This window comes from Kyrpidia tusciae DSM 2912, from assembly GCF_000092905.1.
Lineage (GTDB): Bacteria > Bacillota > Bacilli > Kyrpidiales > Kyrpidiaceae > Kyrpidia > Kyrpidia tusciae.
In genome coordinates, this window is the sequence record NC_014098.1 from 1,319,955 (window position 1) to 1,346,050 (window position 26,096).

26 protein-coding genes are annotated in these 26,096 nt (G+C 62.7%); 24 read left to right on the forward strand and 2 right to left on the reverse strand.

Annotation, left to right across the window (positions count from 1 at the left end):
• Positions 1–40 precede the first annotated feature (40 nt).
• The 15 genes from BTUS_RS06535 (at position 41) to BTUS_RS06605 (ending at position 14,938) form a co-directional block, all read left to right on the forward strand.
• A complete protein-coding gene (locus tag BTUS_RS06535; protein ID WP_013075326.1) occupies positions 41–1,705 on the forward strand; it encodes an acyl-CoA mutase large subunit family protein in 1,665 nt (554 codons plus the stop codon).
• Between the two features lie 90 nt (positions 1,706–1,795).
• Complete coding sequence (gene mce, locus BTUS_RS06540) at positions 1,796–2,629, forward strand: methylmalonyl-CoA epimerase (RefSeq protein WP_013075327.1); 834 nt, start codon at positions 1,796–1,798, stop codon at positions 2,627–2,629.
• 52 nt (positions 2,630–2,681) lie between these two features.
• Positions 2,682–4,208 (forward strand): acyl-CoA carboxylase subunit beta, encoded by a 1,527-nt coding sequence (locus BTUS_RS06545; protein WP_052300720.1) that lies wholly within the window; start codon positions 2,682–2,684, stop codon positions 4,206–4,208.
• Between the two features lie 32 nt (positions 4,209–4,240).
• Positions 4,241–5,332: a M20/M25/M40 family metallo-hydrolase gene (locus BTUS_RS16795; protein ID WP_052300567.1), complete on the forward strand. Its 1,092-nt coding sequence runs from the start codon at positions 4,241–4,243 to the stop codon at positions 5,330–5,332.
• Positions 5,333–5,402: 70 nt separating this feature from the next.
• Positions 5,403–5,951 carry an NUDIX hydrolase gene (locus tag BTUS_RS06555; protein ID WP_013075330.1) on the forward strand — a complete coding sequence of 183 codons (549 nt, stop codon included), beginning with the start codon at positions 5,403–5,405 and terminating at the stop codon, positions 5,949–5,951.
• Positions 5,952–6,009: 58 nt separating this feature from the next.
• Positions 6,010–7,215, forward strand: coding sequence for an endonuclease Q family protein (locus BTUS_RS06560; protein ID WP_013075331.1), 1,206 nt, complete (start codon positions 6,010–6,012; stop codon positions 7,213–7,215).
• An 80-nt stretch (positions 7,216–7,295) separates the two neighbouring features.
• Entirely contained in the window at positions 7,296–7,937 is a 642-nt protein-coding gene (gene spoIIM / locus BTUS_RS06565; protein ID WP_013075332.1) for a stage II sporulation protein M, read from the forward strand.
• Positions 7,938–7,967: 30 nt separating this feature from the next.
• Entirely contained in the window at positions 7,968–8,294 is a 327-nt protein-coding gene (locus tag BTUS_RS06570; RefSeq protein WP_013075333.1) for an RNHCP domain-containing protein, read from the forward strand.
• A 24-nt stretch (positions 8,295–8,318) separates the two neighbouring features.
• Complete coding sequence (fur, locus tag BTUS_RS06575; RefSeq protein ID WP_052300568.1) at positions 8,319–8,846, forward strand: ferric iron uptake transcriptional regulator; 528 nt, start codon at positions 8,319–8,321, stop codon at positions 8,844–8,846.
• A gap of 130 nt (positions 8,847–8,976) precedes the next feature.
• Positions 8,977–10,098 carry an alanine dehydrogenase gene (ald, locus tag BTUS_RS06580; protein WP_013075335.1) on the forward strand — a complete coding sequence of 374 codons (1,122 nt, stop codon included), beginning with the start codon at positions 8,977–8,979 and terminating at the stop codon, positions 10,096–10,098.
• 163 nt (positions 10,099–10,261) lie between these two features.
• The gene (locus tag BTUS_RS06585) at positions 10,262–10,495 is read left to right on the forward strand and encodes a DUF4227 family protein (RefSeq protein WP_013075336.1); all 234 of its coding nucleotides are present in this window, start codon (positions 10,262–10,264) and stop codon (positions 10,493–10,495) included.
• A gap of 90 nt (positions 10,496–10,585) precedes the next feature.
• The gene (gene xerD, locus BTUS_RS06590) at positions 10,586–11,473 is read left to right on the forward strand and encodes a site-specific tyrosine recombinase XerD (protein WP_013075337.1); all 888 of its coding nucleotides are present in this window, start codon (positions 10,586–10,588) and stop codon (positions 11,471–11,473) included.
• A 114-nt stretch (positions 11,474–11,587) separates the two neighbouring features.
• Entirely contained in the window at positions 11,588–12,748 is a 1,161-nt protein-coding gene (locus tag BTUS_RS06595; RefSeq protein WP_013075338.1) for a phosphopentomutase, read from the forward strand.
• Positions 12,745–13,560 carry a purine-nucleoside phosphorylase gene (locus tag BTUS_RS06600; protein WP_013075339.1) on the forward strand — a complete coding sequence of 272 codons (816 nt, stop codon included), beginning with the start codon at positions 12,745–12,747 and terminating at the stop codon, positions 13,558–13,560. Before BTUS_RS06595 ends, BTUS_RS06600 begins: the two co-directional genes overlap by 4 nt.
• 100 nt (positions 13,561–13,660) lie before the next feature.
• Positions 13,661–14,938: a D-alanyl-D-alanine carboxypeptidase family protein gene (locus tag BTUS_RS06605; protein WP_013075340.1), complete on the forward strand. Its 1,278-nt coding sequence runs from the start codon at positions 13,661–13,663 to the stop codon at positions 14,936–14,938.
• Positions 14,939–15,018: 80 nt separating this feature from the next.
• On the opposite strand, the gene BTUS_RS06610 is transcribed toward BTUS_RS06605, so the two are convergent.
• A complete protein-coding gene (locus tag BTUS_RS06610) occupies positions 15,019–15,207 on the reverse strand; it encodes a hypothetical protein (protein WP_013075341.1) in 189 nt (62 codons plus the stop codon).
• A 109-nt stretch (positions 15,208–15,316) separates the two neighbouring features.
• On the opposite strand from BTUS_RS06610, the gene BTUS_RS18825 reads away from it, so the two are divergent.
• Positions 15,317–15,922: a DUF5665 domain-containing protein gene (locus BTUS_RS18825; protein WP_013075342.1), complete on the forward strand. Its 606-nt coding sequence runs from the start codon at positions 15,317–15,319 to the stop codon at positions 15,920–15,922.
• Positions 15,923–16,105: 183 nt separating this feature from the next.
• Here the strand turns inward: BTUS_RS18825 and BTUS_RS06620 are convergent, their stop codons facing one another.
• Positions 16,106–17,329 (reverse strand): multidrug efflux MFS transporter, encoded by a 1,224-nt coding sequence (locus BTUS_RS06620; protein WP_013075343.1) that lies wholly within the window; start codon positions 17,327–17,329, stop codon positions 16,106–16,108.
• Between the two features lie 179 nt (positions 17,330–17,508).
• Between BTUS_RS06620 and BTUS_RS06625 the strand changes: the two genes are divergently transcribed.
• The 8 genes from BTUS_RS06625 to carB all read left to right on the forward strand — a co-directional run bounded on the left by BTUS_RS06625 (position 17,509) and on the right by carB (position 26,096).
• Positions 17,509–18,051 (forward strand): TraR/DksA C4-type zinc finger protein, encoded by a 543-nt coding sequence (locus BTUS_RS06625; protein WP_013075344.1) that lies wholly within the window; start codon positions 17,509–17,511, stop codon positions 18,049–18,051.
• A gap of 92 nt (positions 18,052–18,143) precedes the next feature.
• Positions 18,144–18,599 (forward strand): signal peptidase II, encoded by a 456-nt coding sequence (gene lspA, locus BTUS_RS06630; protein ID WP_083780071.1) that lies wholly within the window; start codon positions 18,144–18,146, stop codon positions 18,597–18,599.
• Positions 18,596–19,522, forward strand: a complete 927-nt coding sequence (locus BTUS_RS06635) for an RluA family pseudouridine synthase (protein ID WP_013075346.1) — start codon at positions 18,596–18,598, stop codon at positions 19,520–19,522. Before lspA ends, BTUS_RS06635 begins: the two co-directional genes overlap by 4 nt.
• Before the next feature lie 141 nt (positions 19,523–19,663).
• Positions 19,664–20,245 (forward strand): bifunctional pyr operon transcriptional regulator/uracil phosphoribosyltransferase PyrR, encoded by a 582-nt coding sequence (pyrR, locus tag BTUS_RS06640; RefSeq protein ID WP_041305195.1) that lies wholly within the window; start codon positions 19,664–19,666, stop codon positions 20,243–20,245.
• Positions 20,246–20,409: 164 nt separating this feature from the next.
• Entirely contained in the window at positions 20,410–20,625 is a 216-nt protein-coding gene (locus BTUS_RS06645) for a hypothetical protein (protein WP_123809249.1), read from the forward strand.
• Complete coding sequence (gene pyrB / locus BTUS_RS06650) at positions 20,625–21,659, forward strand: aspartate carbamoyltransferase (protein WP_013075348.1); 1,035 nt, start codon at positions 20,625–20,627, stop codon at positions 21,657–21,659. Before BTUS_RS06645 ends, pyrB begins: the two co-directional genes overlap by 1 nt.
• The gene (gene carA, locus BTUS_RS06655; protein WP_013075349.1) at positions 21,656–22,780 is read left to right on the forward strand and encodes a glutamine-hydrolyzing carbamoyl-phosphate synthase small subunit; all 1,125 of its coding nucleotides are present in this window, start codon (positions 21,656–21,658) and stop codon (positions 22,778–22,780) included. Before pyrB ends, carA begins: the two co-directional genes overlap by 4 nt.
• A complete protein-coding gene (carB, locus tag BTUS_RS06660; RefSeq protein ID WP_013075350.1) occupies positions 22,773–26,096 on the forward strand; it encodes a carbamoyl-phosphate synthase large subunit in 3,324 nt (1,107 codons plus the stop codon). The genes carA and carB overlap by 8 nt, the downstream gene beginning before the upstream one ends.

The following is a 26,096-nucleotide window of genomic DNA, read 5'->3' on the forward strand; positions in this document are numbered from 1 at the left end:
GAAGACGTTACGGTGGGCAGTGGAAGAGGAGTGAAAAAGAATGACCGATTTTGAAGAACGTTATGAGGAATGGGAGAGGAAAACGGAGCACGCGTTGAAAAAACGCCCGGAACGGAAAGCGTCCTTTACGACATCCTCCGGGATTCCGGTGCGCAGGTTGTATGTTCCCCAGGGCGGGGAGAAAAAAGAGTTGCGCCGCTATTTAGAGAATGTCGGTTTTCCCGGCGAGTTTCCCTATACCCGCGGGGTGCAAAGGACTATGTACCGAGGCCGCTTCTGGACGATGCGACAATACGCAGGATTCGGAACGGCGGAGGAAACCAACCGGCGGTTTCGTTACCTGCTGGAACAGGGACAGACGGGGCTGTCCACGGCTTTTGATCTTCCCACCCAGATCGGCTACGACTCGGATCATCCCATGGCCCGGGGAGAAGTGGGCAAAGTGGGGGTGGCCATATCGTCCCTGGCGGACATGGAGCAATTATTCGATGGGATTCCTTTGGACAAAGTGACGACCTCGATGACCATCAACGCGCCGGCGTCGGTGCTTCTGGCCATGTACATCGCCGTGGGCGAGAAACAGGGAGTCCCCGCGGAAAAGCTCGGGGGGACGGTGCAGAACGATATTTTGAAAGAATATGTGGCCCGGGGTACGTACATTTTTCCGCCCAAGCCCTCCATGCGGCTCATCACCGATGTATTTGCCTTCTGTAGTGAAAAAGTGCCCCATTGGAATACGATCAGCATCAGCGGCTACCATATTCGGGAAGCCGGGGCCACGGCGGTTCAGGAGTTGGCCTTCACCCTGGCCAACGGCATCGCCTATGTGCAGGCGGCGGTGGACCGGGGACTGGACGTGGATGATTTTGCGCCGAGGTTGTCGTTCTTTTTCAATGCGCATAATCACTTTTTTGAAGAAGTGGCCAAATTCCGAGCGGCCCGGCGGATGTGGGCGCGAATCATGCGGGAGCGTTTTGGCGCCAAGGATCCAAAGTCGTGGCAACTGCGGTTCCATACCCAGACAGGGGGCTCGACGCTCACGGCCCAGCAGCCGGACAACAACATCGTTCGGGTGACGCTTCAGGCCCTGGCGGCGGTACTGGGCGGAACCCAGAGCCTGCACACCAACAGCCGGGACGAAGCCTTGGCGCTGCCCACCGAGGAATCGGCGAGGATTGCCCTGCGAACCCAGCAGATCATCGCCTATGAGAGTGGCGTCGCCGATACGGTGGATCCCTTGGCCGGTTCGTATTATGTGGAAGAGCTCACCGATGAGGTCGAGCGCCGGGCCATGGAATACATCGAGAAGATTGACGAGATGGGCGGGGCCGTGCAGGCCGTGGAGATGGGGTATATGCAGCAGGAAATCCGGGATGCGGCCTACGAGACCCAGATGGCGATCGAGAATGGCGACGAGATTGTGGTGGGGGTGAACGCCTTCCGGATGGAGGATGAGCCGGAACCGGAGCTGTTGCGGGTAGATCCACAGCTCGGGGAGCGCCGGCGGGAAGAACTGGCCAAACTTCGGTCGGGCCGCAACGCGTCCGCGGTGGAGCAGACCTTGAATCGCTTGCGAGAAGCGGCGATGGGGACGGATAACCTCATGCCCCCCATCTTGGATGCGGTGCGTGCGTATGCCACCCTCGGGGAAATTTGTGGCGTGCTCCGGGACGTATTCGGGGAGTACCGCCCGGCCCAGTGGTAGAGACGAGACTGAAACGACCAGTCGGTTGTTGCGACCGGCCGCCCAGCTGAGAAGTGTGCAAGCAGTGATGGAGGAAAGGAGAGGTGCCGGATGGCACAACGTCGCATTCGCGTGTTAGTGGCCAAGCCGGGTCTCGATGGCCATGATCGAGGGGCGCTGGTGATCGCCCAAGGGCTTCGAGATGCCGGAATGGAAGTGATCTACACAGGTCTACGACAAACTCCAGAACAGATTGTGGCGGCCGCACTCCAGGAGGACGTGGACTGTATCGGGTTGTCGTCCCTCTCCGGGGCGCACATGGAGTTGTTTCCCGAGGTGGTGCGCCTGCTCCGGGAGCGAGGGGCTGAAGACATCCTGGTGGTGGGCGGCGGGGTGATTCCCCGGGAAGACATTCCCGCCCTCAAGGCGGCCGGGATCGCCGAAGTGTTCACCCCGGGGACGTCCATCCAGGACACGGCGGAATTCATTCGCACTCATGTGCGGCCCGGGGAAGGGGAGGAGGAAGATCTTCCCGAACCGCCGGAGCAGATCGATCATATCGGCATCGCGGTGACTTCGTTACAAGAAGCCTTGCCCTTTTACACCGAGCAGTTGGGAATGAGGTTAATCCACCAAGAAGTGATCGAAGATCAACAGGTGAACACGGCTTTTCTCGCCGTGGGGGAAAGCACCATCGAGTTGCTCGAGCCCACGAGCCCCGATAGTCCCGTGGCCAAATTCCTCGACAAGCGGGGCCCGGGCATTCACCACGTGGCCTACCGGGTCAAAGATGTGGCCGACCGGCTGCGCCGGGCGAAAAAGGCCGGGCTGCGGCTGATCGACGAAGAGCCCCGGCCGGGCGGACATGGAAAGCTGATCGGCTTTGTTCATCCGAAAAGCGCCGGGGGCGTGTTGACGGAGTTCTGCCAGCGGGTGGAAGACTAAAGAGGATGATCGAGGCAAGTAAGGAGGCTTTATCCCGTTGATCGAGAAAATCATGGAGATGGAAGAGCGCCGGCGGAAGGTGGAGCTCGGCGGTGGCGACCGCCGGATTGCCCAGCAGCACGACCGGGGCAAACTGACGGCCAGGGAACGGTTGGAGATCCTGCTGGATCCCGGCACCTTTCGGGAATTGAACCCTTTCATTGAGCACCGGGGCACCTTATTCGGCTTGGACAAAGTGGAAGCGCCCGGTGAAGGGGTGGTGACGGGATACGGAAAGGTGGACGGGCGGACGGTTTACGTGTTTGCCCAGGATTTCACGGTGTTCGGCGGTGCCCTGGGGGAGATGCATGCGCAAAAGATCGCCAAGATCATGGATTTGGCGGCGAAAAGCGGTTGCCCCATCATCGGGTTGAACGACTCCGGCGGTGCCCGGATCCAAGAAGGGGTCGTCTCCCTGGACGGGTATGGGCAGATTTTTTATCGGAACTCGATCTATTCCGGCGTGGTACCCCAGATTTCGGTGATCATGGGTCCGTGTGCCGGTGGGGCGGTCTATTCCCCGGCGATCACCGATTTTATTTTCATGGTCGAAGGAACCAGTCAAATGTTTATCACCGGCCCGAAGGTGATCGAGGCGGTGACCGGGGAGTCGATTTCGTCGAACGATCTGGGCGGCGCCAAGGTGCACGGGTGTTTGAGCGGTGTCGCGCATTTTACGGGGCCCGGGGAGGAAGAGGTCCTGGGCCAGGTTCGGCGGCTGCTTTCGTTTTTGCCGAGCAATAGTCGGGAAAAACCGCCCCGGAGGAGCGCCCGGGAAGACGACGGCTGGGAGGAAGAGATGATCGATTTGGTGCCGGTGGACGGGACGAAGGTTTACGATGTCCGCCGGGTTATCGAGCGGGTGGTGGACGATGGCGATTTTATGGAAGTCCATCCCCAGTTCGCCAAAAATGCCGTGGTGGGGTTTGCCCGAATCGACGGCCGCCCGGTGGGGATCATCGCCAACAATCCGAAATTCATGGCCGGGGGCCTGGACATCGATTCCTCGGACAAGATCGCCCGGTTCATCCGTTTTTGTGACAGTTTTAACATGCCTTTGATCACCTTTGAAGATGTGACGGGCTTTATCCCTGGCGTCAAGCAGGAGCACGGGGGAATCATCCGCCACGGAGCGAAGATTTTGTACGCCTATTCCGAGGCCACGGTACCGAAGATCACGGTGATTCTCCGCAAGGCCTTCGGCGGGGCCTATGTGGCCCTGAACAGTAAGGCCATCGGGGCGGATCTGGTCTATGCATGGCCCATCGCGGAAGTCGCCGTCATGGGCCCCGAAGGGGCGGCGAATATCATTTTTGCCCGGGAGATTGAAGAAAGTCCGGATCCCGCCGCCACCCGAGCCGAAAAAATCGCCGAATACCGGGCGCGGTTTTCGAATCCTTATGTGGCCGCCTCCTATGGCATGGTGGACGATGTCATCGATCCCCGGGAGACCCGGCGTAAACTAAAAGAAGCCCTGGAGATTCTGGAGGAGAAACAAGAATCGAGACCGGCGAAAAAACACGGCAACATTCCGTTATGAAAGGCGGCGAAAAGACAGCGCCGGAGGACCGGGTGGTCAAAGAGTTTCTTCGTTTGGTTCGGATTCCCAGCCCTTCCCGGGGTGAGCGGCGAATGGCCGATTATGTGCTCCGGCGGCTCGGGCAGCTGGGGGTGGCGGTGGAAGAAGATCGGGCCGGGCGGTTGATTGGCGGAACGGCGGGCAATCTGTTGGCCAGGCTGCCCGGGAGTGAGGGCCGCACGCCGATTCTGTTTGTCGCCCACCTGGATACCCGAGGCGGCGGAGCAAAAGCGAGCCCACATCTTCATGGCGACCGCATCGTCGGAGACGGGTCGCGCCCCCTGGGGGCGGACGATAAAGCCGGCGTGGCGATCTTGCTGGAGACCGTTCGGTTGCTCGTGGAGCGGCGCGTTCCCCATGCCCCTTTGGAGATCTTGTTCACCGTCGGAGAAGAAGTGGGACTGATGGGTGCCAAAGTGTTTAACGTCGACCGCCTGAAGGCCGGATGCGGTTTTGTGTTCGATGCGCCGGGCCCGGTGGGATCGGCGGTATTGCGGGGGCCGGCCCATGGGGTGGTGAGGGGGGCTTTTTTGGCACACGTGAGATCCCGGCGGTGGGGACGGCGGGAGCTGGGGTCGAGCCCCGCCCGGGCGGCTGCGGCGGCCCTGGCCGGGATGGGGTTGAAGCGGGGCGAGCCCGGGATTGAGGCTCGGATTCTCTCCATCGGGGGCTTTGCCCGGGGCGAAGGGACCATGAGCATCACCGCCGAAGTGGTGGGGTACGATTCCCAACGTGTATGGGAAAAAATGGACCGCATTGGCCACAGCGTTCGTCAATCGGCGGAGAGTCATCGGCTGCACGCCGAGGTGCAGACGGCGGTCCTGTTCCCGGCGATGAACGTGGAGCCCGCGGGCCCCGTGGTCCTTCGCTTTTGCCGGGCGGCCCGGCGGGTCGGCGTGCCCATCCGCTTTGCGGAAGCCGACGGAGGCAGTGATGCCCATATTCTCAATGCCCGGGGTTTGCCGACCATCGCCCTGGGAGTGGGATATGAAGATGCCCACAGCCTCCGGGAGTCGGTGGAGGTGCGAGCTTTGGCGGACGGGGTTCGCTTGGCCCTGGCTCTTGCCGGGTCCGAAGGGGAATAACGGCCCGGAGGTCGCCCGTGGGAGGAACGCTGCTAGGGATTGTCAGATGATGATACGGGGGTGAGGAAGGTTGGCAAGTTCAGAGACCGGTGAGACGACCCTGGGGGTGACCACGGTGTTTTCCGGCCGGGTGCTCACCGTGGAGGTGCATGAAGTGGGATTGCCCGGCGGCGGACGCACCTCCCGGGAGGTGGTTCGCCACCCCGGGGCTGTTGCGGTGGTGGCGGAAACGGATGAGGGCCACGTGGTGCTGGTGGATCAGTTTCGCTACCCCATTGGTCGCATGTCCAAGGAGGTGCCGGCGGGCAAACTGGAACCCGGCGAGGATCCCCTATCCTGTGCCAAGCGGGAGCTCGAAGAGGAGACGGGCTACCGGGCGGGCCACTGGCAATTCGTCACACGATTCTTCACCTCCCCGGGCTTTTCGGACGAGGTCATGTACGTGTATTACGCGACCGGCCTGACGCCCGGCGCCAGTCACCCCGATGAGGACGAATTTCTCGAGGTCTCGTCCATGTCCCCGAAAGAAGTGCGCCACGGCCTGGCGAGCGGCCTTTTTTGCGACGCGAAAACCTTGGTAGCCCTCCAGTGGTGGGCCGGCCGCAGGTCCGAAAAATAACGCCGACCTGGTGCGGAGGCACCCTTGCGGGCCGGCGAAGGGAAAGGGGGGCGGCGCTTTGTTGGAAGGCGTCCCGTCGGCCGTGGATGGGTTTGGTGAATGGTTTGTCGATCTCCATGTCCACATCGGGCGGACGCTCCGGGGGCGGCCGGTCAAAATGGCCGCTTCAGCAGCGATGACCCTTCTGGCGGTGTTGGAGGAAGCAACTCAGCGCAAAGGTCTTGATGTGATCGGAATCGTGGACGCCGCCTGCACCGGCGTCCTGGAAGAGGTTCAGGAACTGGTCGACACCGGGGTCCTGCGGCCCCATTCGGGGGGTGGGTTGATTTTCCGGGATCGCACCTTACTCCTGACCGGCGCTGAGATCGAAGTGGCCGGCCCGGAGGGAGGAGCGGCCCATTTCGGCGTTTGGCTTCCAGGTTTGGGTGAGCTTCGGGAATTCTCGGCGTGGTTGGCACAACGGGTGACCAATCCAAGTCTCAGCTCCCAACGGATTCGGGCGGACGCCATCGAACTTCAGGAGGAGTGCCGGCGGCTGGGCGGATTGTTCATTATCCATCACGCCTTCACCCCTCATAAAGGTCTGTACGGAAACTGTGTGGCTCACATGGCGGACATGGTGGACCCGGATGAGGTCGATGCCGTAGAGCTCGGCCTCAGCGCCGACACCGACATGGCGGATCGGATTTCGGAACTTCAGTCCTTCGCCTTTGTGAGCGATTCGGATGCACATTCCACCGGCCGGATTGCCCGGGAGTACAACCGATTTCGCATTCGGGAACCGAGCTTCGAAGAGATTCGCCTCGCCCTTCACAGCCGGGATGGCCGGGCGGTGACGGGCAACTACGGCCTCGATCCATCGTTGGGCAAATACCACCGGACCGCTTGCCCCCGCTGTGGCACGGTGGCTTCAGATCCGCCCCCGGTGACCACATGCCCGGTGTGCGGCAATTCCCAGGTGGTGATGGGGGTTCTGGATCGCCTCACCCAGGTGGCCGACCTCGATGAACCCCGGCATCCCCCCGGGCGTCCGCCCTATGTGCGTCAAGTGCCTCTATCATTTATTCCGGGTCTCGGACCGAAACGCCGCTCGGCCCTCCTCAAGGCTTTCGGCAGTGAGATGGGGGTGCTGCACCGGGCCTCCCGGGAGGCCCTGGCGGAGGTGGTGGGGGAAGGACTGGCTGATCTGGTGATCCGGGCCCGGGAAGGGCGCTTGGCCCTGCGCACCGGCGGAGGTGGCCGGTACGGCGGAGTCGTCGTGTGACGGGTTTCCGGCGGCGGGCGTTCATAGCCGCTCCTTGTCCGGCATAAGTATGGAACATCTTGGACAAGGAGGGGGCAGAGGTGAAATCCCGATGGCGTCAAGCCGCCGACCTGCACCTTCAGACCCGCAGCCGGCTCTACCGGTTTGTGGCCGTCCTGTTTCTCGTGGGCGTTTTCTTCGGAGCGATCGTCGAAGGATCCCTGGGCATATCCCAAAAACAACTGCTCGCGGACGAAGTCGGCAGTTTTATCACGATGCTCACGGCGGGTCAAGGAGCGGCGCCCGGGGACGTCGTGCGCCACGCGGCGGCGGTAAACCTGCGGTGGGTGGCATTCATTTGGATCTTTGGACTGTCGATCATCGGGCTGCCCCTGATCGTCGGGATGGTTTTTCTAAAGGGATTCGTGATCGGGTTTTCCGTGGCATTTTTTGTCGAAAAATATGCCTGGCCGGGCTTTGTGGTGGCGATGGCCGGGATGCTGCCCCAGAATCTCCTGACCGTACCTGCTCTCATGGCTTGTGCCACGGCGGGCATCGCTTTCTCCCTGGAGCTGATCCGGGTCGGGTTTGCCCGCCAAGGCCGAGGGCAACTGGCGGACCATCTTCGCAGCTACTCCTTGCTGGTGATGGCGATGGCGGGGGTTGCTCTCGTCGCCGCCGGAGTGGAGGGGCTGGTGTCCGCCCGATTGATGACCCTTGCGGTCAGCCGATTGATTCACTGAGTGCCGTTGGCAGGGAGGGGGCGGGAGAAAATGGCCAAACGCTTTACGGTGCGAAACGAATCTTTCGTCTGTGTGCACTGCGGCCTCGACGTGGCGCCTCTTCCCGGGAGTTGCCGCAACCATTGCCCCCGCTGCCTGTGGTCTTTGCACGTGGACGAGCTCCCCGGGGATCGGGCGGCGGCCTGCGGGGGGCCGATGGAACCGGTGGCGGTGGAATACGCCGGGAACAAGGGCTACCGGGTGGTCCACCGGTGCCTCAGTTGCGGCCATGTCTCCCGGAACAAGCTATTCTTTGAAGCCCGGGTGCAGCCGGACTCGCTGGAGGCGGCCTTGGCCTTGCTGCAAGGGAAAGTTTGACAGAGGAAAACCGGACGTCCTATAATGAAATCAGAGAGACGGACGGGGGGTGCAGGAGTGGAGGAGAGGCTTGCGGATCGGTTGCAGCAGATCAAAAAGCTCTTGCACGCCGAACAGCTAAAGTTGACCCCTCAACGGGAGGCCACGCTGAGGGTTCTCCTGGAGAATCAAGAAGCGCACCTCAGTGCCGAAGAGGTGTTTATGCTCGTCAAGCACAAAGCGCCGGACATTGGGCTGGCCACGGTGTATCGAACCCTTGAACTTTTAGTCGACCTGCGAATCATCGAGAAGTTGAATTTTGGCGACGGAGTGGCCCGGTACGAGTTTCGGGAAAGAGATCAGCCTCACCATCATCACCATCTGATTTGTATGGGGTGCGGCAAGGTGTCGGAGATCGAAGATCTTTTGGAGGATCTCGAACGGAGTATCGAAACGAGACACCGTTTTCGAATTGTGGACCACCGGGTCAGTTTTCTCGGATACTGTCGAGAATGTCAAGAGAAAACGAAGGCCGAAGGTACCGCCCTCCCCTCGGTGGCCAAAGACAGGTAGCGCGACTATCTGTCTTTTTGTTTGGCCCGGCGGGAGCCGGATACCCGGACATAGGATGCGTGGAGCCAGGGAAATCTGAGGATACAGGAGCTGTTGGGGGAGCCTCGCATGTTGAGAGGAGTGAAACGCCATGGTGATCGGCGTGCCGAAGGAGATCAAGAATAACGAGAATCGAGTGGCGATGACACCGGCCGGGGTGCACGCTTTGGTCGACGCGGGGCATAGGGTCCTGGTGGAGGCCGGAGCCGGGGTGGGCAGCGGGTTTACCGATCGGGAGTATCAGAGCGTGGGGGCGGACATCGTGCCCGAGGCTGCGGAGGTTTGGCAACGGGCGGAAATGATCGTGAAAGTCAAGGAACCCGAGTCGGCAGAGATTCAGTTTTTCCGAGACGGACTCGTGATTTTTACATATCTTCACCTGGCGGCGGCCCCGGAATTGGCAAAGGCCCTGCAAGAAAAGGGCGTCACCGCCATCGCCTATGAAACGGTTCAATTGCCCAGCGGCGCTCTTCCCCTGCTGACGCCCATGAGTGAGGTCGCCGGGCGGATGTCGGTTCAGATTGGGGCCCAGTTTTTGGAGAAGCCCAATGGGGGAAAGGGGGTGCTCCTCGGCGGGGTGCCCGGCGTGCATCCGGCCCGGGTGGTGATCATCGGCGGTGGGACCGTGGGCACTCAAGCGGCGAAAATGGCGGTGGGCCTCGGCGCCGATGTGGTGATTCTCGACAAGAATCCCGAGCGACTCAGGCAGTTGGACGATCTGTTCGGCGGCCGGGTGACGACGGTGATGTCCAGCGCCTACGCCATCGAACAGGAAGTGCGCCAAGCCGACCTTTTGATCGGCGCCGTGCTCATCCCCGGCGCCCGGGCGCCAAAATTGGTCACGGAAAGTATGGTCAAAAAGATGTCCCCGGGTTCGGTGATCGTCGACGTGGCCATCGACCAGGGGGGATCCATTGAAACGGTGGACCGGGTCACCACCCACAGCGATCCAACGTATGTCAAATACGGGGTCATCCACTATGCGGTGGCCAACATCCCCGGGGCGGTGCCGAGAACTTCCACCCTGGCTTTGACCGGCGCCACGCTTCCATACGTGGCCGCCTTGGCGAAGGAAGGGTATCGGGCGGCGGTGAATCGCGACCCGGTTTTGGCCAAGGGCGTGAATGTGGTGCACGGATGTGTCACCAACGCCGCTGTGGCCTCGGCGGTGGGGGTTCCCTACACGCCGCTGGAGGAAGCCATTGCCCTGTAGCGGACCGGGCGCCCCTAGAGGACCGGGCCTTGGTCGGCCGAAGCCCTAGGGGCCGGCCTCTGGGGGCGGCTCCGGGCTGGGGGCTAAATACGCCGGCGCGGCGGGCCGGGCGGGGCGGCATAGAACTTGGGCCGCGAGCATACAGTGCGGTGGGGGGATCAGCATGGACCACCGTCGGGGGAGCCGGAGCGAAAGTTGGTGGTATTTTGGCACCGCCATCGCTCTGGCCTTTTTGCTGTTTCAGGCCTGGCTGTTGTGGAACGAGCAGCACCAGGCACGGAACCCGTATCGGGAACCCCGGGGGCCGGCACTGCGGGTGCAGGGGCCGGCAGCGCAGGAGTTTTCCTGGGAGACGGTCTGGCAGAGACTGCAAGAGTTTTATCGGGTGGGGGAGTGAGCGGGAGGATTTACGACATGAATTGTAGAATATTTTCGAGGCACCGAATCGCACCATCCGATCGGGGTGGGATGGACGGGGGCCGATGGCATGAAGACGATGATTGAGCGGTTTATTCGCTACTTGGCCATTGAAAAGGGGTTGGCGCCGAGCACGTTGGGGTCCTACCGGAGTGATCTGGAGGACTTTTCCGATTTTCTCCAGCGGACGGGGTGCGGGGATTGGCCGGAGACCGGGCGGCGACACATCGTGGCGTATTTGGCCCACCTGCAAAAGTTGGGCCGGGCGCCGGCCACCGTGTCTCGGCACATGGCCAGTCTGCGGTCGTTTTATCAATTTTTGTCCCGGGAGGGACTGATCGAGGTAGACCCCACCGGGCAGCTGGATTCCCCGAAAGCGGACAAGCGGCTGCCCCGGGTGTTGAACGTCGAAGAAGTCGAACGGCTCCTGGCGGCGCCCGAGGGATTGACCCCCATGGCTCTCCGGGACCGGGCGATGTTGGAGATGCTCTATGCCACGGGGGTTCGGGTCTCCGAACTTGTGTCCCTCAACGTGACGGACGTCAACCTGAACATGGGTTATGTGAAGTGTTACGGGAAAGGATCAAAAGAGCGGATTGTGCCCCTGGGATCGGCGGCCCTGGAGGCGGTCCATGCGTACCTGACCAGGGGGAGGGCTGGGTTATTGAAAAATGGAGATCCTGGTGCCCTCTTTGTCAATCACCAGGGCAAACGGTTAACCCGGCAGGGGTTTTGGAAGATTTTAAAGAAATATGCCCAGACGGCGGGCATTCAGAAGGCCATTACCCCCCACACACTGCGGCATTCCTTTGCCACCCATCTGTTGGAGAACGGCGCCGATCTGCGGGCGGTCCAGGAGATGCTCGGCCATGCGGATATCTCGACGACCCAGATCTACACCCATGTCACGCAAACCCGGCTTAAAGACGTGTACGAGCGCACCCATCCCCGGGCCTAGGCCGGGTGGGCCGAGGGCGGGGCGCCGCGGGAGGTCCGGGGCGGGGGACCCAGAATCTAAGAGGCCGGGGAACGATTTTGGATAAGGGCAAAAGGCGAGGAGGGAGTGGCCGCATTGCGATGGATATGGATCGTTCTGGACAGTTGCGGAATCGGCGCCGCACCGGATGCGGATCGGTACGGGGATGAGGCGGCCAATACCCTGGGTCATATCGCCCAGGCGGTGGGCGGCCTTCGGGTGCCCCATCTTGAGCGTTTAGGATTGGGGCGCCTGGTCGATTTGGGCCATCCGGCGGATCAGGAAGTCGTGGGTTGCTATGGAAAGATGAGGGAGCGCTCCGTGGGGAAAGATACCACGAACGGTCATTGGGAGTTTGTCGGGGTGGTGCTGGACCGCCCTTTGCCCGTCTATCCCCACGGATTTCCCCGGGAGATTATCGAACCCTTTGAGCAGGCCATCGGGCGAAAAATTCTCGGGAATCGGCCGGCTTCGGGGACGGAGATCCTGAAAGAGCTCGGGGAGGAACATGTGCGCACGGGCCGCCCCATCGTGTACACGTCGGGGGACAGCGTTTTTCAGATCGCCGCCCACGAAGAAGTGATCCCCCCGGAGGAGCTCTACCACATGTGTGAGGTCGCCCGGGGATTGCTCCGGGGGGAACACGGTGTGGGGCGGGTGATCGCCAGGCCTTTCGTCGGCCAAAACGGGCGGTATGTCCGCACCGACCGCCGGCGGGATTACTCCTTGCGTTTCGGCCGGACGGTCCTCGATGAGTTGCACGATGCCGGGTGGCCGGTGGTGGGAATTGGCAAGATTCACGACATCTACGGTGGGGCGGGGATCGGCGAGGCGGTACATACCAAGGACAATATGGACGGGGTGGACCGAATTGTGCAGTGGGGACGGCGGCTGGATCGGGGCCTGATCTATGGGAATCTGGTAGATTTTGATTCTCTGTATGGCCATCGGAACGATTCCGTGGGCTTTGCCGGGGCGGTGGAAGCCTTCGATGGGCGAATGCCGGAGATTCTCGATACCCTCCGGGACGAAGATGTGCTTATCATCACGGCGGATCACGGGTGTGACCCCACCACGCCCGGTACCGATCACACCCGGGAGTGGGTGCCGCTGTTGGTGTGGGGACCAGGACTGAAAACGGGGGTCGACCTGGGGGCGCGGGATACGTTTGCTGATATCGGCGCTACTTTGGCGGAAGCCTTTGGAGTTCCGGCGCCCCAGGTGGGGACGAGTTTTTGGAAAGAGGTGCGGGGATGAAGACGCAGTGGGTACGCGAGGTGGCGGAACGGCTGGAGAAGGGACTTGCTGAGAAGCCCCGGGTGGCGGTGATTCTGGGATCGGGTCTGGGAGAGGTGGCGGATCGGTTAGAGGCAAAACGGGTGGTGCCCTACGAAGAGATCCCGGAGTTCCCCGTTTCCACGGTGGTGGGCCACGCCGGGCGCTTGGTGTTTGGACGGCTGGGGGGCGTGCAGACGGCGGTGATGCAAGGACGGTTTCACCTTTATGAAGGCTATACCCCGGAGCAGGTGGCCTTTCCGGTGCGGGTCCTGCGAACCCTCGGGGCGGAGATTTTGATCGTGACCAACGCCTCCGGAGGTGTGAATGTAGGATTTCGTCCAGGAGACCTGATGTTGATTCGAGATCATTTGAACCTGACGGGAAAAAACCCTTTGGTGGGGCCCAACGACGATGAACTGGGCCCCCGGTTCCCCGACATGTCCGCGGCCTATGACCGGGAGCTGCTCCGTTTGGCCCGCCAGGTGGGCCGGGAGCTCAATCTCCCGCTGCAAGAAGGGGTGTATGCGGGTCTTCTCGGCCCGACCTTCGAGACTCCGGCGGAGATTCGCATGCTCCGCGTCTTGGGAGCCGACGCCGTGGGAATGTCGACGGTGACGGAGGTCATCGCCGCCCGCCACGCGGGAATGCGGGTGCTCGGGATCTCGTGTATCACCAACATGGCGGCGGGGATTCTCGACCAACCCCTGTCCCACGAAGAGGTGTTGGAGACCGGCCGGCGGATCGGCGCACAGTTCAGCCGGCTCGTTACCGAGATCGTGAGCCGACTGTAGGCCTTTTATAAAGCCGGAGGGAATCCGCGTCAATATCGGATAACCCTTCCCCTCCTGACGCACACTAGATGCGCATGGGCAGTGAAGGAGGGAGGAAGGGATGAACCTTCGCGCGGGAATGATCGGTCTGTGCGCCGCCGCGCTTTTTGCATCGCTTACGGTGGCCTCGGCCGAAGTCGGAGTCAAAGGGGCGGAGGTGGCGTTAGAGGCTCGGTCGGTCCCGGCCCTGGAGCGGACGGCGGGGGTGGACGCCGGGAGCCCCGCGGCGGCCAAACGGCCGCGGGCGGAGACAAGCCCCAAGCTGGCGGAACACGCGGTTTCTGCTGTGCTCATGGACGCCGCCACCGGGACGGTCTTGATGGAGAAAAATAGCCACGAAAAACTGCCGCCTGCCAGTATCACCAAGATCATGACAATGCTGCTGACCGTCGAGGCGCTGGAACGGGGACAGGTGCAATTGAGCGATCGGGTTCGCACCAGCGAACGGGCGGCCAGCATGGGCGGGTCGCAAATTTTTCTGGAACCGGGCGAAGAAATGACCTTGGACGATATGATGAAAGGCATTGCCGTGGCCTCGGCGAACGACGCCTCGGTGGCGGTGGCCGAATACTTGGCGGGTTCCGAAGCGGAGTTCGTGAGCCTGATGAACCGCCGGGCGGAAGAGCTCGGCATGCGGGACACCCATTTTGTCAATTGTAACGGTTTACCTGCGGAAGGCCACTACACGTCCGCTTATGATATTGCGATCATGTCCAGGGAGTTGTTGAAACACCCCCAGGTCCTCAGGTGGACTTCTTTATACGAGGATTATCTGCGAAAGAATACCGATCGTCCTTTCTGGCTCGTGAACACGAATAAGCTGGTCCGCTTTTACCCCGGTGTAGACGGGCTCAAGACCGGGTTCACCGAGTCGGCCCGGTACTGTCTGAGCGCCACGGCGAAAAAAGGCGATTTTCGGGTAATCGCCGTGGTGATGGGAGAGCCGACCTCGAAACAGCGGAACGCCGAAGTGACGCAAATGCTGGACTGGGCCTTCGGGCAGTACCAATTCGTAAAGCTCTACGGCCCGGGGGATCCGGTGGGGCAGGTTCGGTTGGACAAAGGAGACCCGGAAAAAGCCCCGGTCACGGTGCGGCAAAGTGTGGGGGTTTTGCTTCGCCGAGGCGAATCGAAAGAAGGGATTCGGGCCCGGGCCGAGGTTTCCCCCGGGACGGCGCCGAAGAAAAAAGGGGCTTTGGTGGGCAAGGTGGTGGTTTATCGGGACGATCGGCCCGTGAGCGAAGCGCCCCTGTATCTGGCCAAAGATGTCCGTCGCGCGGGGTGGTGGGCGATGTTCGGGCGCACCTGCCGACATTGGCTGGGGGCGAGTGACCGATGAGGTGGGCGTGCACCCTGGGCGGCCTGGGCGGGGCGGCCCCATCGCGGGCCGGGGTTGGCCATGCTCACGCCACTTCCCGTCTAAGGTTTAGGCAGGAAAATATTGCTTAGAATGAACAAGATCATTCCGATGAGGAAAATCGCAAAAGCGATCGATAAAAAAATAGATACTGGACTGGGGTCCAAGGCAAAGCCCACCCGGGCCACGAACCCCGCGCCGGTGGCGATTCCGCCGATCCAAATCAAGGCGATGGATAGTTTGCGCATCACGGCCGTCGTCCCTCCTGTCCGTCTAACTTTTATCATAGCAGAGCGAGGGGGACAAGGCGACTCATAACCCCGGCTCGGCCCGCGTAGATGTGGATGGGGAGGGGAAGTTATGCGCATTCGAGTGGGTGTCGCCGGAACTGGACGGGGGCGGGAGGGGGATCACCGGTTCGGCATGGGCCATCGGGGAGAAATCCCGCCGGAGGGTCGCGGGGAGCGGAGTGGCGCCGTCGGCTCCCCTCCCGGGGGCGGGCCGAAAGTTCCGCAGTCTGGGAAAGGTGTCGGCACCGGGTCTCCTGATCCGATTTCCCGTCGCCCCCTCGGTGCGGACGCTACGGGCAGCCGCGGGGATGGCGATGGGAACGAAGGCCGGGGCGGATCCGGGGGGCCTGAGCGGGAAGCGGAAGCGACCCGAAGGGTGGCCGAAACCGCCGCCAGGATTGAGGAACCTCTTCGGACATTGGCGGCCTATCTGGAGAGAGGGAATTTTGCCGAATATGTGTATATGGTGACCAGGCCCTCCCGCCTGATCTGGATCAATCTGATCAGCGGCCTGTCCCGGGGCGTGGGCATCGGGGTGGGGTTTACCCTGATTGCCGCGCTCCTTGTCTATCTCCTGCAGGCCCTGGCGGTGTACAACCTCCCGGTGATCGGGGGGTTTATCGCGGAACTCGTCAAAATCGTCCAGGCTCAGTTGCACACGCCCCGGGTGCCCTGAGCACAGACCCCGTCCGGGGCAGGGGAGGGCGGTCCCCCCGGGTCACACGATCCCGCCCGGACACATGTGGGGACTTCGGTGCGGCCCCGGCCCGCCGGGAGGAAGGTGTTCCGGGCCGGGATTTTCTCTCCCTGGAACACGACTCGCAGGGCCTCTTTTGGCTCTCGTAACGCCGCCGGAAGGTCAGCCGGTGTTAAGGCGGTGCCGGTGACGAGAACCGGGCACCAACCCCGCGTGTTTTTCCGTGTATCGAAGCCACAGGGCGTTGACGAGGAGCAAAAAGCTGGTGGAAAAGAACACATAGTGGAACCCGAAATGGGCGGCGGTCTGGCTGCCGAGCAGTGGCCCCCCGATGTTCCCCAGATATTGGGCGGATTGGTTGTATCCGAAAACTCGCCCGGCCATGGCCTCGGGGACGTTGCGTTTGATCAGGGAGTTGATCGAGGGTAACATTCCCGCCATACACACCCCGAGGAGCAACCGTAAACCGAGGAGCTCCCAGGGCGTGCGGACGTAGGCCTGGGGAATAAACACCAGGGCACCGACCAGAAGAGCCGCGAACAGAATTCGGTGCGGGCCCAACCGGTCGGAGATTTTGCCGAGCCACGAGGCGGTCATGGCGTTGGCGAACCCGGCCGCCGCGACCACGGCGCCGGAGATGAGGGCGATGTGTTCGGTGTTCCCCGCCAGTTGCGTCACGTAGACGGTGACGATGGGCTCGATGGACATGTTGGCCAACTGCAACATGAAGGTCGTCAGAAACAGAGCCCACAGGGTCCGCCGATTGGGGATCTGGGCCCAGAATCCTCCTTTGGCCCGCGGTGCCGGTTTCGGCGGCGCAAAGTGTTCTTTGGCAAAGATGAGGGTGATGAGAAAGGCGAGCATCATGAAGCCGCCGGTCACAAAAAAGACGTGCCGAAGCCCGATCGCTTCGGCGAGATACCCCCCGATGAGCGGCCCCATGAGGTTGCCGCCCACGGTGCCCGTGGACAGGGTTCCCAGGGCCCATCCGGAGTGTTCCTTCGGCGTCTGGGTGGCGATCAAGGTGATGGCCGCGGCGATGTACCCCGACACCGCCCCCATCAGCAGCCGCAGGCCCACCAGTTGGTAGACACTGGTCACGAATCCCATCGCCGTCATCACGATGGCCATCCCCAAGCTCGCCCGCAGAAGCATCAGTTTCCTCCCTCGGCGGTCGGCGAGGCGTCCCCAGATTGGCGAGACGATGGCTGATGTGAGGAAGGTCGAGCCGAAGGCGATGCCCGCCCACTGTTCCACTTCCGCCGTGCTTTGGACGCCCAGTTGTTGAATGTACAGCGGAAGAAACGGGATCACCAAACTCATCCCGGCAGTGGTGGCGAAGGACCCGATCCATGCGATGAGAAGATTTCGTTTCCACAATATCATGGCTTTATCCCTTTCGTTCTACGAAACATTCACTTACGTTAATCTTATTATAAAATCCTTGTCAAGATGAAAAAGGGCCCCTCCAAGAGGCCCCCCCTTCTGCATGGTTCCGATCCCGGGCAGAAACACTAGCCCAAGAGGCAAGCCCCGCGGGGGACGCGGGAGAAAGGGGGAAACACGTGGAAACGGAGGCGCTGCGCCGGCGGCTGGTGCAAGAGGCGGCGGAGTTATCCGAGAGGCTGGGACGAAATGGCGGGTTCGGCCTCGACCGGCCGATGAACGATTCGGTGGGGGAGCTCTCGGGCTACGACAATCATCCGGCCGATCTGGGCACCGACATGTTCGAACGGGGCAAAGACATGGCGCTTCGGGAAGCGGGATTCCGCAGGCTCGATCAGGTTCAAGAGGCGCTGGCGAGGATCAACCGGGGGACTTACGGGGTGTGCGAGCGGTGCGGCCGCCCCATCGGGGAAGCCCGGTTGGAGGCCGATCCGGCGGCGGGTTTGTGCATGGGTTGCCAGCAACGTGAGGACGACCGGGAAGGGGATGACAACCGGCCGGTGGAAGAGGCCTTTCTCTCTCCGGGGTTTGGGCGGACGTTCATGGACCAGACGGGGTACGATGGGCAGGATGCTTGGCAGGACGTGGCCGTTTATGGCACGTCCAGCGATGTGGTGAGAACCTTTAGCCCCCGGTCGGACGATGATGACGACGAGGGGTGAGGGTGGGTGACTGCCTGCCCGAAAGCGGCGTTGCGGCTGATCTCCGGCCTGTGATACACTGGGGGCGCTTAAGTATTGGACGGGGTGAAGCCATGTTTTATGTCGGGGCTCTTCTGGTCTGGCTGGTGGACTGGTTGACGAAGTACTGGGTGAGTCACAGTATGGAGCTGGGACAGACAATCCCGGTGTGGCCCGGCGTGTTTCATATTACTTATCATGAAAATGCCGGGGCGGCTTTCAGCATGCTACAGAATCAGCGCTGGTTGTTCGTGGCGGTTACTCTGGTGGTCATCGCCGGGATTCTGTCGGCCAAACGGCGGACCCGGCGCCGTTCCACCCGGATTGCTTTGGCGTTGTTGCTCGGGGGCGCGGTGGGGAATCTCTGGGACCGGCTGGTCATCGGGCGGGTTATCGATTTTCTCGATGTGCGGATCATTCATTTTCCCATCTTTAATGTGGCGGACAGCTGTATCACCATCGCCGTAGCGTGGATGGTGGTGGATGCCCTTTTGGCCGGTCGCACTGTGCACAAGGAGAAGGAATCGTGAAGGAAGAGGCTCAGGACCGAGATACCCTCTGGTTTGTGGTGGACCCGGAGGAGGCCGGGGAACGATTGGATCGGTTCCTGGCTGAGCGGTTGGCGGATACGTCCCGGTCGCAGATTCAGGGATGGATTGACGAGGGGCGGGTGCGGGTCGGGGAGCGGCCGGTGAAGGCCAGCCACCGGGTGCGCCCGGGGGAAGACGTGCTGGTAGAGCCGCCGGAGCCCGAACCCTTGGAGCTTGTGCCCGAGCCCATACCTTTGAAGATCGTATTCGAGGACGAAGATGTGGTGGTGGTGGACAAACCCCGGGGGTTGGTGGTTCACCCGGCTCCGGGCCACTCCCGGGGCACGCTGGTTCACGGGCTTCTCGCCCACTGTGGGCGACTGTCGCGTTTGGGCGGGTCTTTGCGGCCGGGGATCGTGCACCGAATCGACCGGGACACGTCGGGCCTTTTGGTGGCGGCGAAAACGGACCTCGCCTATATGGGCTTGGCCAAGCAGTTTCACGACCACACTGTGGATCGGGAGTATCTCGCCTTGGTCCACGGGGTGGTTCCCCACGATCACGGAACGGTGGACGCCCCGGTGGGGCGCCATCCTCATCTTCGGCAGCAGATGGCGGTGGTGAGGGGCGGCCGGCCGGCGGTGACCCATTTTATCGTGATCGAGCGCTTTGCCCGGGCGACGCTGCTGCGGCTGCGCCTGGAGACCGGACGGACGCATCAAATCCGGGTGCACATGGAGTTCATCGGCTTTCCGGTGATCGGAGATCCGAAATACGGTCCCCGGCGTTCCCTGGGGATGAAGGGGCAGGCGCTTCACGCCGCTGTGCTCGGCTTTGATCACCCCCGCACCGGGGAGCGGGTGCGCTTCGAGTCGCCGTTGCCCGAAGATATGCGGGATCTCATCGCTGAACTCAGGGGTTGACGACGGGGGAAGCGCGCGGTATGATGGGCGAGAACAAGGATAGGCCTTCCTTGAAACAGGTCCCGCGAGGCCGGTAAGGAGGGGTGAGGCGGATTATTCACCTTTGCCGGCGGGCAAAGGTTTTTTTGTACCCGGGGAGTGGTGGCGGTGGCGGAGAAGGCGGTTATTCTCGATGCCCAGGCGGTGCGCCGGGCGCTGGTGCGGATCGCCCACGAAATTGTGGAACGAAATAAAGGCACCGAGGATGTGGTCTTGGTGGGGATCCGGACCCGGGGGGTTCACCTCGCCCAGCGGCTGAGCGCCATGATCGCTTCGTTTGAAGAAGGGACGGTGCCGGTGGGCTCTCTGGATGTGACCCACTATCGGGATGATCGGGCACGCTCGGGGGAGGCTCGCCGGGAACCCCGGATCCAAAGCGCCGACATTCCCGTCTCGGTGACGGGCCGCCGGGTGGTGCTGGTGGATGATGTGTTGTACACCGGCCGCACCGTCCGGGCCGCCATGGATGCCCTGATCGATGTGGGTCGCCCGCGATCAATTCAGCTGGCGGTGCTCATCGACCGCGGCCACCGGGAGTTGCCGATTCGGCCGGATTATGTTGGCAAGAACGTCCCCACGTCCCGGGAGGAGACCGTGGCGGTGAGGCTTCAGGAGGTGGACGGAGTCGACCGCGTGGTCATCGAGGGGGCGGGGGGCGGATCGAGCCGGCCGCCCGGCTCGTAGTGGACATTCATGTTCTCAATCACAGTGATGAACACTCCCTTTAAAAGCGGTCCCGCGAGGCCGGAAAGGGAGGGATGCGGCACCTGTGGGGGAGGATTCCCCGGGGAGCCGAGAACCTCTGCGCCGGCGCAGAGGTTTTTTATGGCCATCGAGGAGGAATGACCATGGGACGGATCGTCGACGTTCAGGACCGGCTTCCCTTAGGCCGGGCGCTCCCCCTGAGCGCCCAGCATATGTTCGCCATGTTTGGCTCCACGGTGATGGTGCCTTTTCTGACCGGGCCAGGTGATCGCCCGGGAAGTGAAGAGACCGGGGCGGATCTGGGGGCGTCCCGGGAAAATCGGGGCAAGGTAAAAGGCGAAGAGGGGGCGCTGGGCTGATGAGGCACGTGTTGGGAGCCAAACAATTTACCCGGCCTGAAGTCGAGGCGTTGTTTGAAACCTCCCGGACCTTCGAAGAGAAGGTGAAGGGCGGGCAGGTGTTGGACCGCCTTCGGGGGCGAATCATGGCGACGGTGTTTTTTGAGCCGAGCACCCGGACTCGATTGTCTTTTGAAGCGGCGATGCTGCGGTTGGGCGGTCAGGTGATCAGCACCGAGAACGCCGCGCAGTTCTCCTCGGCCATCAAGGGGGAAACCCTGGAAGACTCCATTCGCGTGATCGGCGCCTACGCCGATGTGATCGTGCTGCGCCACCACGAGGAGGGGGCGGCGGCCCGGGCGGCGGCCGTCTCCTCGGTTCCGGTGATTAATGCCGGGGACGGGCCGGGGGAGCACCCCACCCAGGCGCTCTTGGATCTGTACGCGATTTACCGGGAAAAGGGCCGGGTGGACGGGCTGCGGGTGGCGATGGTGGGGGATTTGGCCTATGGCCGGACGGTGCATTCCCTGGCCTACCTGTTGTCCCTCTTCCGGGACATTCATATCGATTTTGTCTCACCGCCGGAGACGCCGGTGCCGGATCGCGTGCTGGCGTATCTCGCTGAGCGGGGCATCTCCTGGTCCAGGGAGACGGATCTGGCCCGGGTGGCGGCCCAAGCGGACGTCCTGTACCAGACCCGGATTCAGAAGGAGCGGTTTCCTTCTATGGAAATGTATGAACGGGCCTATGGCCGGTATGTGTTGGATCCGTCGCTGCTCGGTCGGATGAGGGCGGATGCGGTGATCCTGCATCCCTTGCCCCGGGCGGGGGAGATTGATCCGGCCGTGGATGCGGATCCCCGGGCGGCGTATTTTCGCCAGGCCGCAGGGGGGCTGTACGTGCGCATGGCCCTGTTGTGCCAGTGTCTCGAAGACGCGGGGCAAGCGTACCCGGAGGGGTCGGAGGCGCTGTCGGTCCCAGCCATGGGGACCATCAGCATCGCCGAAGGAGAAGGGACGGCAAAGGCACAGGTCAAGGGGGGAACGCCGGCGTGAAGCACGGAGAGCGAAGGGCGTATCTACTGCTCGAAGATGGGACGGCCTTTGAAGGGAAAGGCTTTGGAGCTGCGGCCGTCTCGGTGGGCGAGGTGGTGTTCACCACGGGCATGACGGGCTATCAGGAGACGTTGACAGATCCTTCTTATTACAGACAGATTGTGACCTTTACCTACCCCCTGGTCGGGAACTATGGCCTGGCGCCGGGGGTCGATCAGTCCTGGCAAGTCCGGGCTTTCGGGGTGGTGGTCCGGGAGGCGGCGCCCACTCCGAGCCACCGGCGATCGGTGGAGACGTTGGACGAATACCTGCGGCGGCACGGGGTCCCAGGGATTGAGGGAATCGACACCCGGAGCCTCGTCCGGCACATCCGGCGCGAAGGGACAATGAAAGGAGCACTCGTGTCCACGGGGCCCGGGGAGGGGTTGCCGGATAAAGCGGCGCTCTGGGCGCACCTGGAGCAGCCGATCCCCCGGGATCACGTGGCCCAGGTGACCGCCCGGGCCCCGTATCGGATGCCCGGACAGGGCAAGAGGGTGGTCTTGGTGGACTATGGGCTGAAACACGGCATGTTGGAATCCCTCCGGCACCGGAACTGCGACATTTATGTCGTTCCGGCCTGGACACCCGCTTCGGAGATCCTCGCCCTCCGGCCCCAAGGGGTGGTCCTCTCCAACGGTCCGGGAGATCCCCAGGATATTCCCGAGGCGGCGGAAACGGTACGGGAACTTCTCGGGCGGGTGCCGCTCTTTGGGATTTGTCTCGGCCATCAAGTTTTTGCCCTGGCCTGCGGCGGGAGGACTGAGAAAATGTCCTTCGGCCACCGGGGCTGCAATCATCCGGTGAAAGATCTGACCACAGGGCGAGTGATGATCACCTCCCAGAATCACGGTTACGTCGTCTCCCGGGAGGGACTTCCAGAGGATTTGGAGGTTACCCATCTGAACCAAAATGACGGAACGGTGGAAGGGTTGCGCCACCGGCACCTCCCGGCCTTTTCCGTTCAATTTCATCCCGAGGCCCGTCCGGGGCCCGACGATGCGGCGGAGCTGTTCGACCGGTTTCTGGAAGAGATCGACAACGCGGAGGCCGGGGTGGAGGAGGGGCGAGTTTATGCCTAAACGAAATGATATTCACAAAATCCTCGTCATCGGCTCGGGCCCGATCGTGATTGGGCAGGCGGCGGAGTTCGACTATGCCGGCACCCAGGCCTGCCGGGCGCTTAAAGAAGAAGGCTACGAAGTGGTGTTGGTCAACAGCAATCCCGCCACCATCATGACCGATCCCCATATGGCGGATCGGGTTTACATCGAGCCCCTCACTCCGGAAACGGTGGAGGCGGTGGCCCGGCGGGAGAGGCCTGATGGACTTCTCGCCACCTTGGGGGGGCAGACCGGGCTGAATTTGGCCGTGGAGTTGGCCCGGAGAGGGGTGCTGGAGGAGCTTTGCATCGAGCTTTTGGGGACGCCCCTGCACGCCATCGAGCGGGCGGAGGACCGGGAGCAATTCCGAAAGCTGATGGCAGAGATCGGCGAACCCGTGCCCGAGAGCGCCATTGTCACCGAGGTGGAAGAAGCGCTTCAGTTTGCAGACCGGATCGGTTATCCGGTGATCGTGCGCCCGGCCTACACCCTGGGGGGGACCGGGGGTGGCCTGGCGGCCGGCCCGGAGGAGCTGGCCGAGGTGGCCGCCCTGGGGCTGGAGGCGAGCCCGATCCGGCAGATTCTGGTCGAACGGAGCGTGGCCGGGTTCAAGGAGATCGAATACGAAGTGATGCGGGACGGCCGGGATACGTGCATCGTGGTGTGCAATATGGAGAACGTGGATCCGGTGGGGATCCACACCGGGGACAGCATCGTCGTCGCCCCGAGCCAGACGCTCTCCGACCAGGACTATCAACTGCTGCGCAGCGCCTCGTTGCGGATTATCCGGGCCTTGGGGATCGAGGGCGGCTGCAACGTGCAATTCGCCTTGGATCCGGCGAGCGACCGGTACTATGTCATCGAGGTCAACCCCAGGGTCAGCCGGTCCAGCGCCCTGGCCTCGAAAGCCACCGGCTACCCCATCGCCCGGGTGGCCGCCCGCATCGCGGTGGGGTATTTTCTCGACGAAATCGTCAATCCGGTCACCGGCCGCACCTACGCCTCCTTTGAGCCGGCCCTGGATTATGTGGTCACGAAAATCCCCCGCTGGCCATTTGACAAATTCAGCACGGCCAACCGGCGGTTGGGCACTCAGATGAAATCCACCGGTGAGGTGATGGCCATCGGGCGCACCTTTGAGGCCTCGCTTCTCAAAGCCATCCGTTCCCTGGAGATCGGCGTGGACGCTCTGGATCTGCCCGGGAGCGGGGAACTGGGGGACGAAGACCTGCGGAGGCGCCTGGCCGAAGCGGATGATGAGCGAATTTTCCTGGTGGCGGAGTCCATGCGCCGGGGGTGGGAGGACGATGAGATCCACCGGCTCACGGGGATTGACCTGTTCTTCCTCGATAAAATCCGCAACATCGTCGCCATGGAGGCGGAACTCGCCGAGCGGTTGACGGAAGATCGGCTGCGGCAGGCCAAGGTGCTCGGTCTGCCGGACACCGCCATCGCCCGTTTGGCGGGGGTCCCCCTTTCGAACGTGGAGGGGTGGCGGCGGGATCTCCATCTCTATCCATCTTACAAAATCGTCGATACCTGCGCGGCGGAGTTTGAGGCGGAGACGCCCTATTATTACTCTTCCTGGGAAAGGGAGGATGAAGCTCCGGGGGCCACGGGCCGGGCGGTGGTGGTTTTGGGGTCGGGCCCGATCCGCATCGGGCAGGGGATCGAATTCGATTACTGCTCGGTCCACGCGGTGTGGGCGCTGCAAAAAGCGGGGTATGAGGCGGTGATCGTCAACAACAACCCCGAAACGGTATCGACAGATTTTAACACCGCAGACCGGCTGTATTTTGAGCCGCTGCACGTGGAAGACGTGATGCACGTGATCCGCCGGGAAAATCCGGTGGGGGTGCTGGTGCAGTTCGGGGGCCAGACGGCGATCAACCTGGCGGCCGCCCTGGCCGAGCGGGGGGTTCGGATTCTCGGGACGGATCTCGAGCAGATCGACCGGGCCGAGGATCGGGAAAAATTCGACGAGCTGTTGGCCGACCTCGGGCTGTCCCGACCCCGGGGCCGCACCGCCTGGAGCCTGGAGGAGGCCCGCCGGGCGGCGCAGGATCTCGGTTATCCGCTGTTGGTTCGCCCCTCCTACGTGCTGGGCGGGCGGGCGATGCAGATCGTGGACCAGCCCGAGGAGCTGGAGGGGTATCTCCGGGAGGCCTTTGAGGCGGGTCCGGACCGCCCGGTGTGGATCGACCGCTACATCCAGGGCACCGAGGTGGAGGTGGACGCCGTCTGCGACGGGGAGGATGTCCTGATCCCCGGCATTATGGAACATATCGAACGGGCCGGGGTTCACTCCGGGGACTCCATCGCCGTCTATCCGGCCAAATCCCTCTCTCCGGTGATGAAGGCGCGGATTGTGGACGCCACCGAGCGCATCGCCCGGGCCCTGGAGGTCAAAGGGCTGATCAACATCCAGTTCGTCATCCGAAATGACGAATTGTACGTGCTGGAGGTCAACCCCCGCTCTTCCCGGACGGTGCCCTTTTTGAGCAAGGTGACCGGCGTCCCCATGGTGGAGGCGGCGGTGCGATCCATCCTGGGCGAGTCTCTCCGCGCCCAGGGCCATCGCCCGGGACTCGTGCCCGAGCGCCAGGAGACGGCGGTGAAAGTGCCGGTCTTCTCCTTTGCCAAGCTCCGCCGGGTGGACGTGACCCTGGGGCCGGAGATGAAATCCACCGGCGAAGTGATGGGCCGGGATGTCTCCTTTGCCCGGGCGCTGTACAAAGGGTTGGCCGGTGCCGGGATTCGCGTGCCCATGGGCGGCAGGGTCGTGGCCACCGTCGCAGACAAGGACAAGGAAGAGGCGTGGCCGATTCTGCGCCGGCTGTCGGAGCTCGGGTTCACGTTGATTGCGACCAAGGGCACTGCGGACTTCCTGGAGCGCCGGGGGGTGGCGGTGACCCGGGTGCGCAAAGTGGAGGAGGGGTCTCCCAGTATCCTCGACGTGGTGCGGGACGGGGCGGATCTGGTGATCAACACCATGACCCGGGGACGGGAGCCGCGCCGGGACGGATTCCGGATCCGCCGGGAAGCGGTGGAGCGGGGGATTCCCTGTTTAACGTCTCTCGACACGGCCCGGGCATTGGTGGAGGTGCTGGAGTCCTTGCGGGTGGCGGTGGAGCCCCTCCCGTCGGGGTCCGGTGAAGGCATGGTTGGGCCCGGTCCCAGAGCTGGGACGGCGGGAGCCGGAGATGAAGCCGAGGCAGAGGCCGGCCAGGTGCCGGTGACCGGCGGGGCGCCGGAGGCGGCCGACGTGACCGGGACGTTCAGAGACAGGGGGTGA

What these genes read in the sequence shown, in the direction of transcription:
- BTUS_RS06535 (WP_013075326.1), top strand. Translation starts at nt 41, where the DNA reads ATGACCGATTTTGAAGAACGTTATGAGGAATGGGAGAGGAAAACGGAG.
- mce (WP_013075327.1), top strand. Translation starts at nt 1,796, where the DNA reads ATGGCACAACGTCGCATTCGCGTGTTAGTGGCCAAGCCGGGTCTCGAT.
- BTUS_RS06545 (WP_052300720.1), top strand. Translation starts at nt 2,682, where the DNA reads ATGGAGATGGAAGAGCGCCGGCGGAAGGTGGAGCTCGGCGGTGGCGAC.
- BTUS_RS06570 (WP_013075333.1), top strand. Translation starts at nt 7,968, where the DNA reads ATGGCCAAACGCTTTACGGTGCGAAACGAATCTTTCGTCTGTGTGCAC.
- fur (WP_052300568.1), top strand. Translation starts at nt 8,319, where the DNA reads ATGAAATCAGAGAGACGGACGGGGGGTGCAGGAGTGGAGGAGAGGCTT.
- ald (WP_013075335.1), top strand. Translation starts at nt 8,977, where the DNA reads ATGGTGATCGGCGTGCCGAAGGAGATCAAGAATAACGAGAATCGAGTG.
- BTUS_RS06585 (WP_013075336.1), top strand. Translation starts at nt 10,262, where the DNA reads ATGGACCACCGTCGGGGGAGCCGGAGCGAAAGTTGGTGGTATTTTGGC.
- xerD (WP_013075337.1), top strand. Translation starts at nt 10,586, where the DNA reads ATGAAGACGATGATTGAGCGGTTTATTCGCTACTTGGCCATTGAAAAG.
- BTUS_RS06600 (WP_013075339.1), top strand. Translation starts at nt 12,745, where the DNA reads ATGAAGACGCAGTGGGTACGCGAGGTGGCGGAACGGCTGGAGAAGGGA.
- BTUS_RS06605 (WP_013075340.1), top strand. Translation starts at nt 13,661, where the DNA reads ATGAACCTTCGCGCGGGAATGATCGGTCTGTGCGCCGCCGCGCTTTTT.
- BTUS_RS18825 (WP_013075342.1), top strand. Translation starts at nt 15,317, where the DNA reads ATGCGCATTCGAGTGGGTGTCGCCGGAACTGGACGGGGGCGGGAGGGG.
- BTUS_RS06620 (WP_013075343.1), bottom strand. Translation starts at nt 17,329, where the DNA reads ATGATATTGTGGAAACGAAATCTTCTCATCGCATGGATCGGGTCCTTC.
- lspA (WP_083780071.1), top strand. Translation starts at nt 18,144, where the DNA reads ATGTTTTATGTCGGGGCTCTTCTGGTCTGGCTGGTGGACTGGTTGACG.
- BTUS_RS06645 (WP_123809249.1), top strand. Translation starts at nt 20,410, where the DNA reads ATGGGACGGATCGTCGACGTTCAGGACCGGCTTCCCTTAGGCCGGGCG.
- pyrB (WP_013075348.1), top strand. Translation starts at nt 20,625, where the DNA reads ATGAGGCACGTGTTGGGAGCCAAACAATTTACCCGGCCTGAAGTCGAG.
- carB (WP_013075350.1), top strand. Translation starts at nt 22,773, where the DNA reads ATGCCTAAACGAAATGATATTCACAAAATCCTCGTCATCGGCTCGGGC.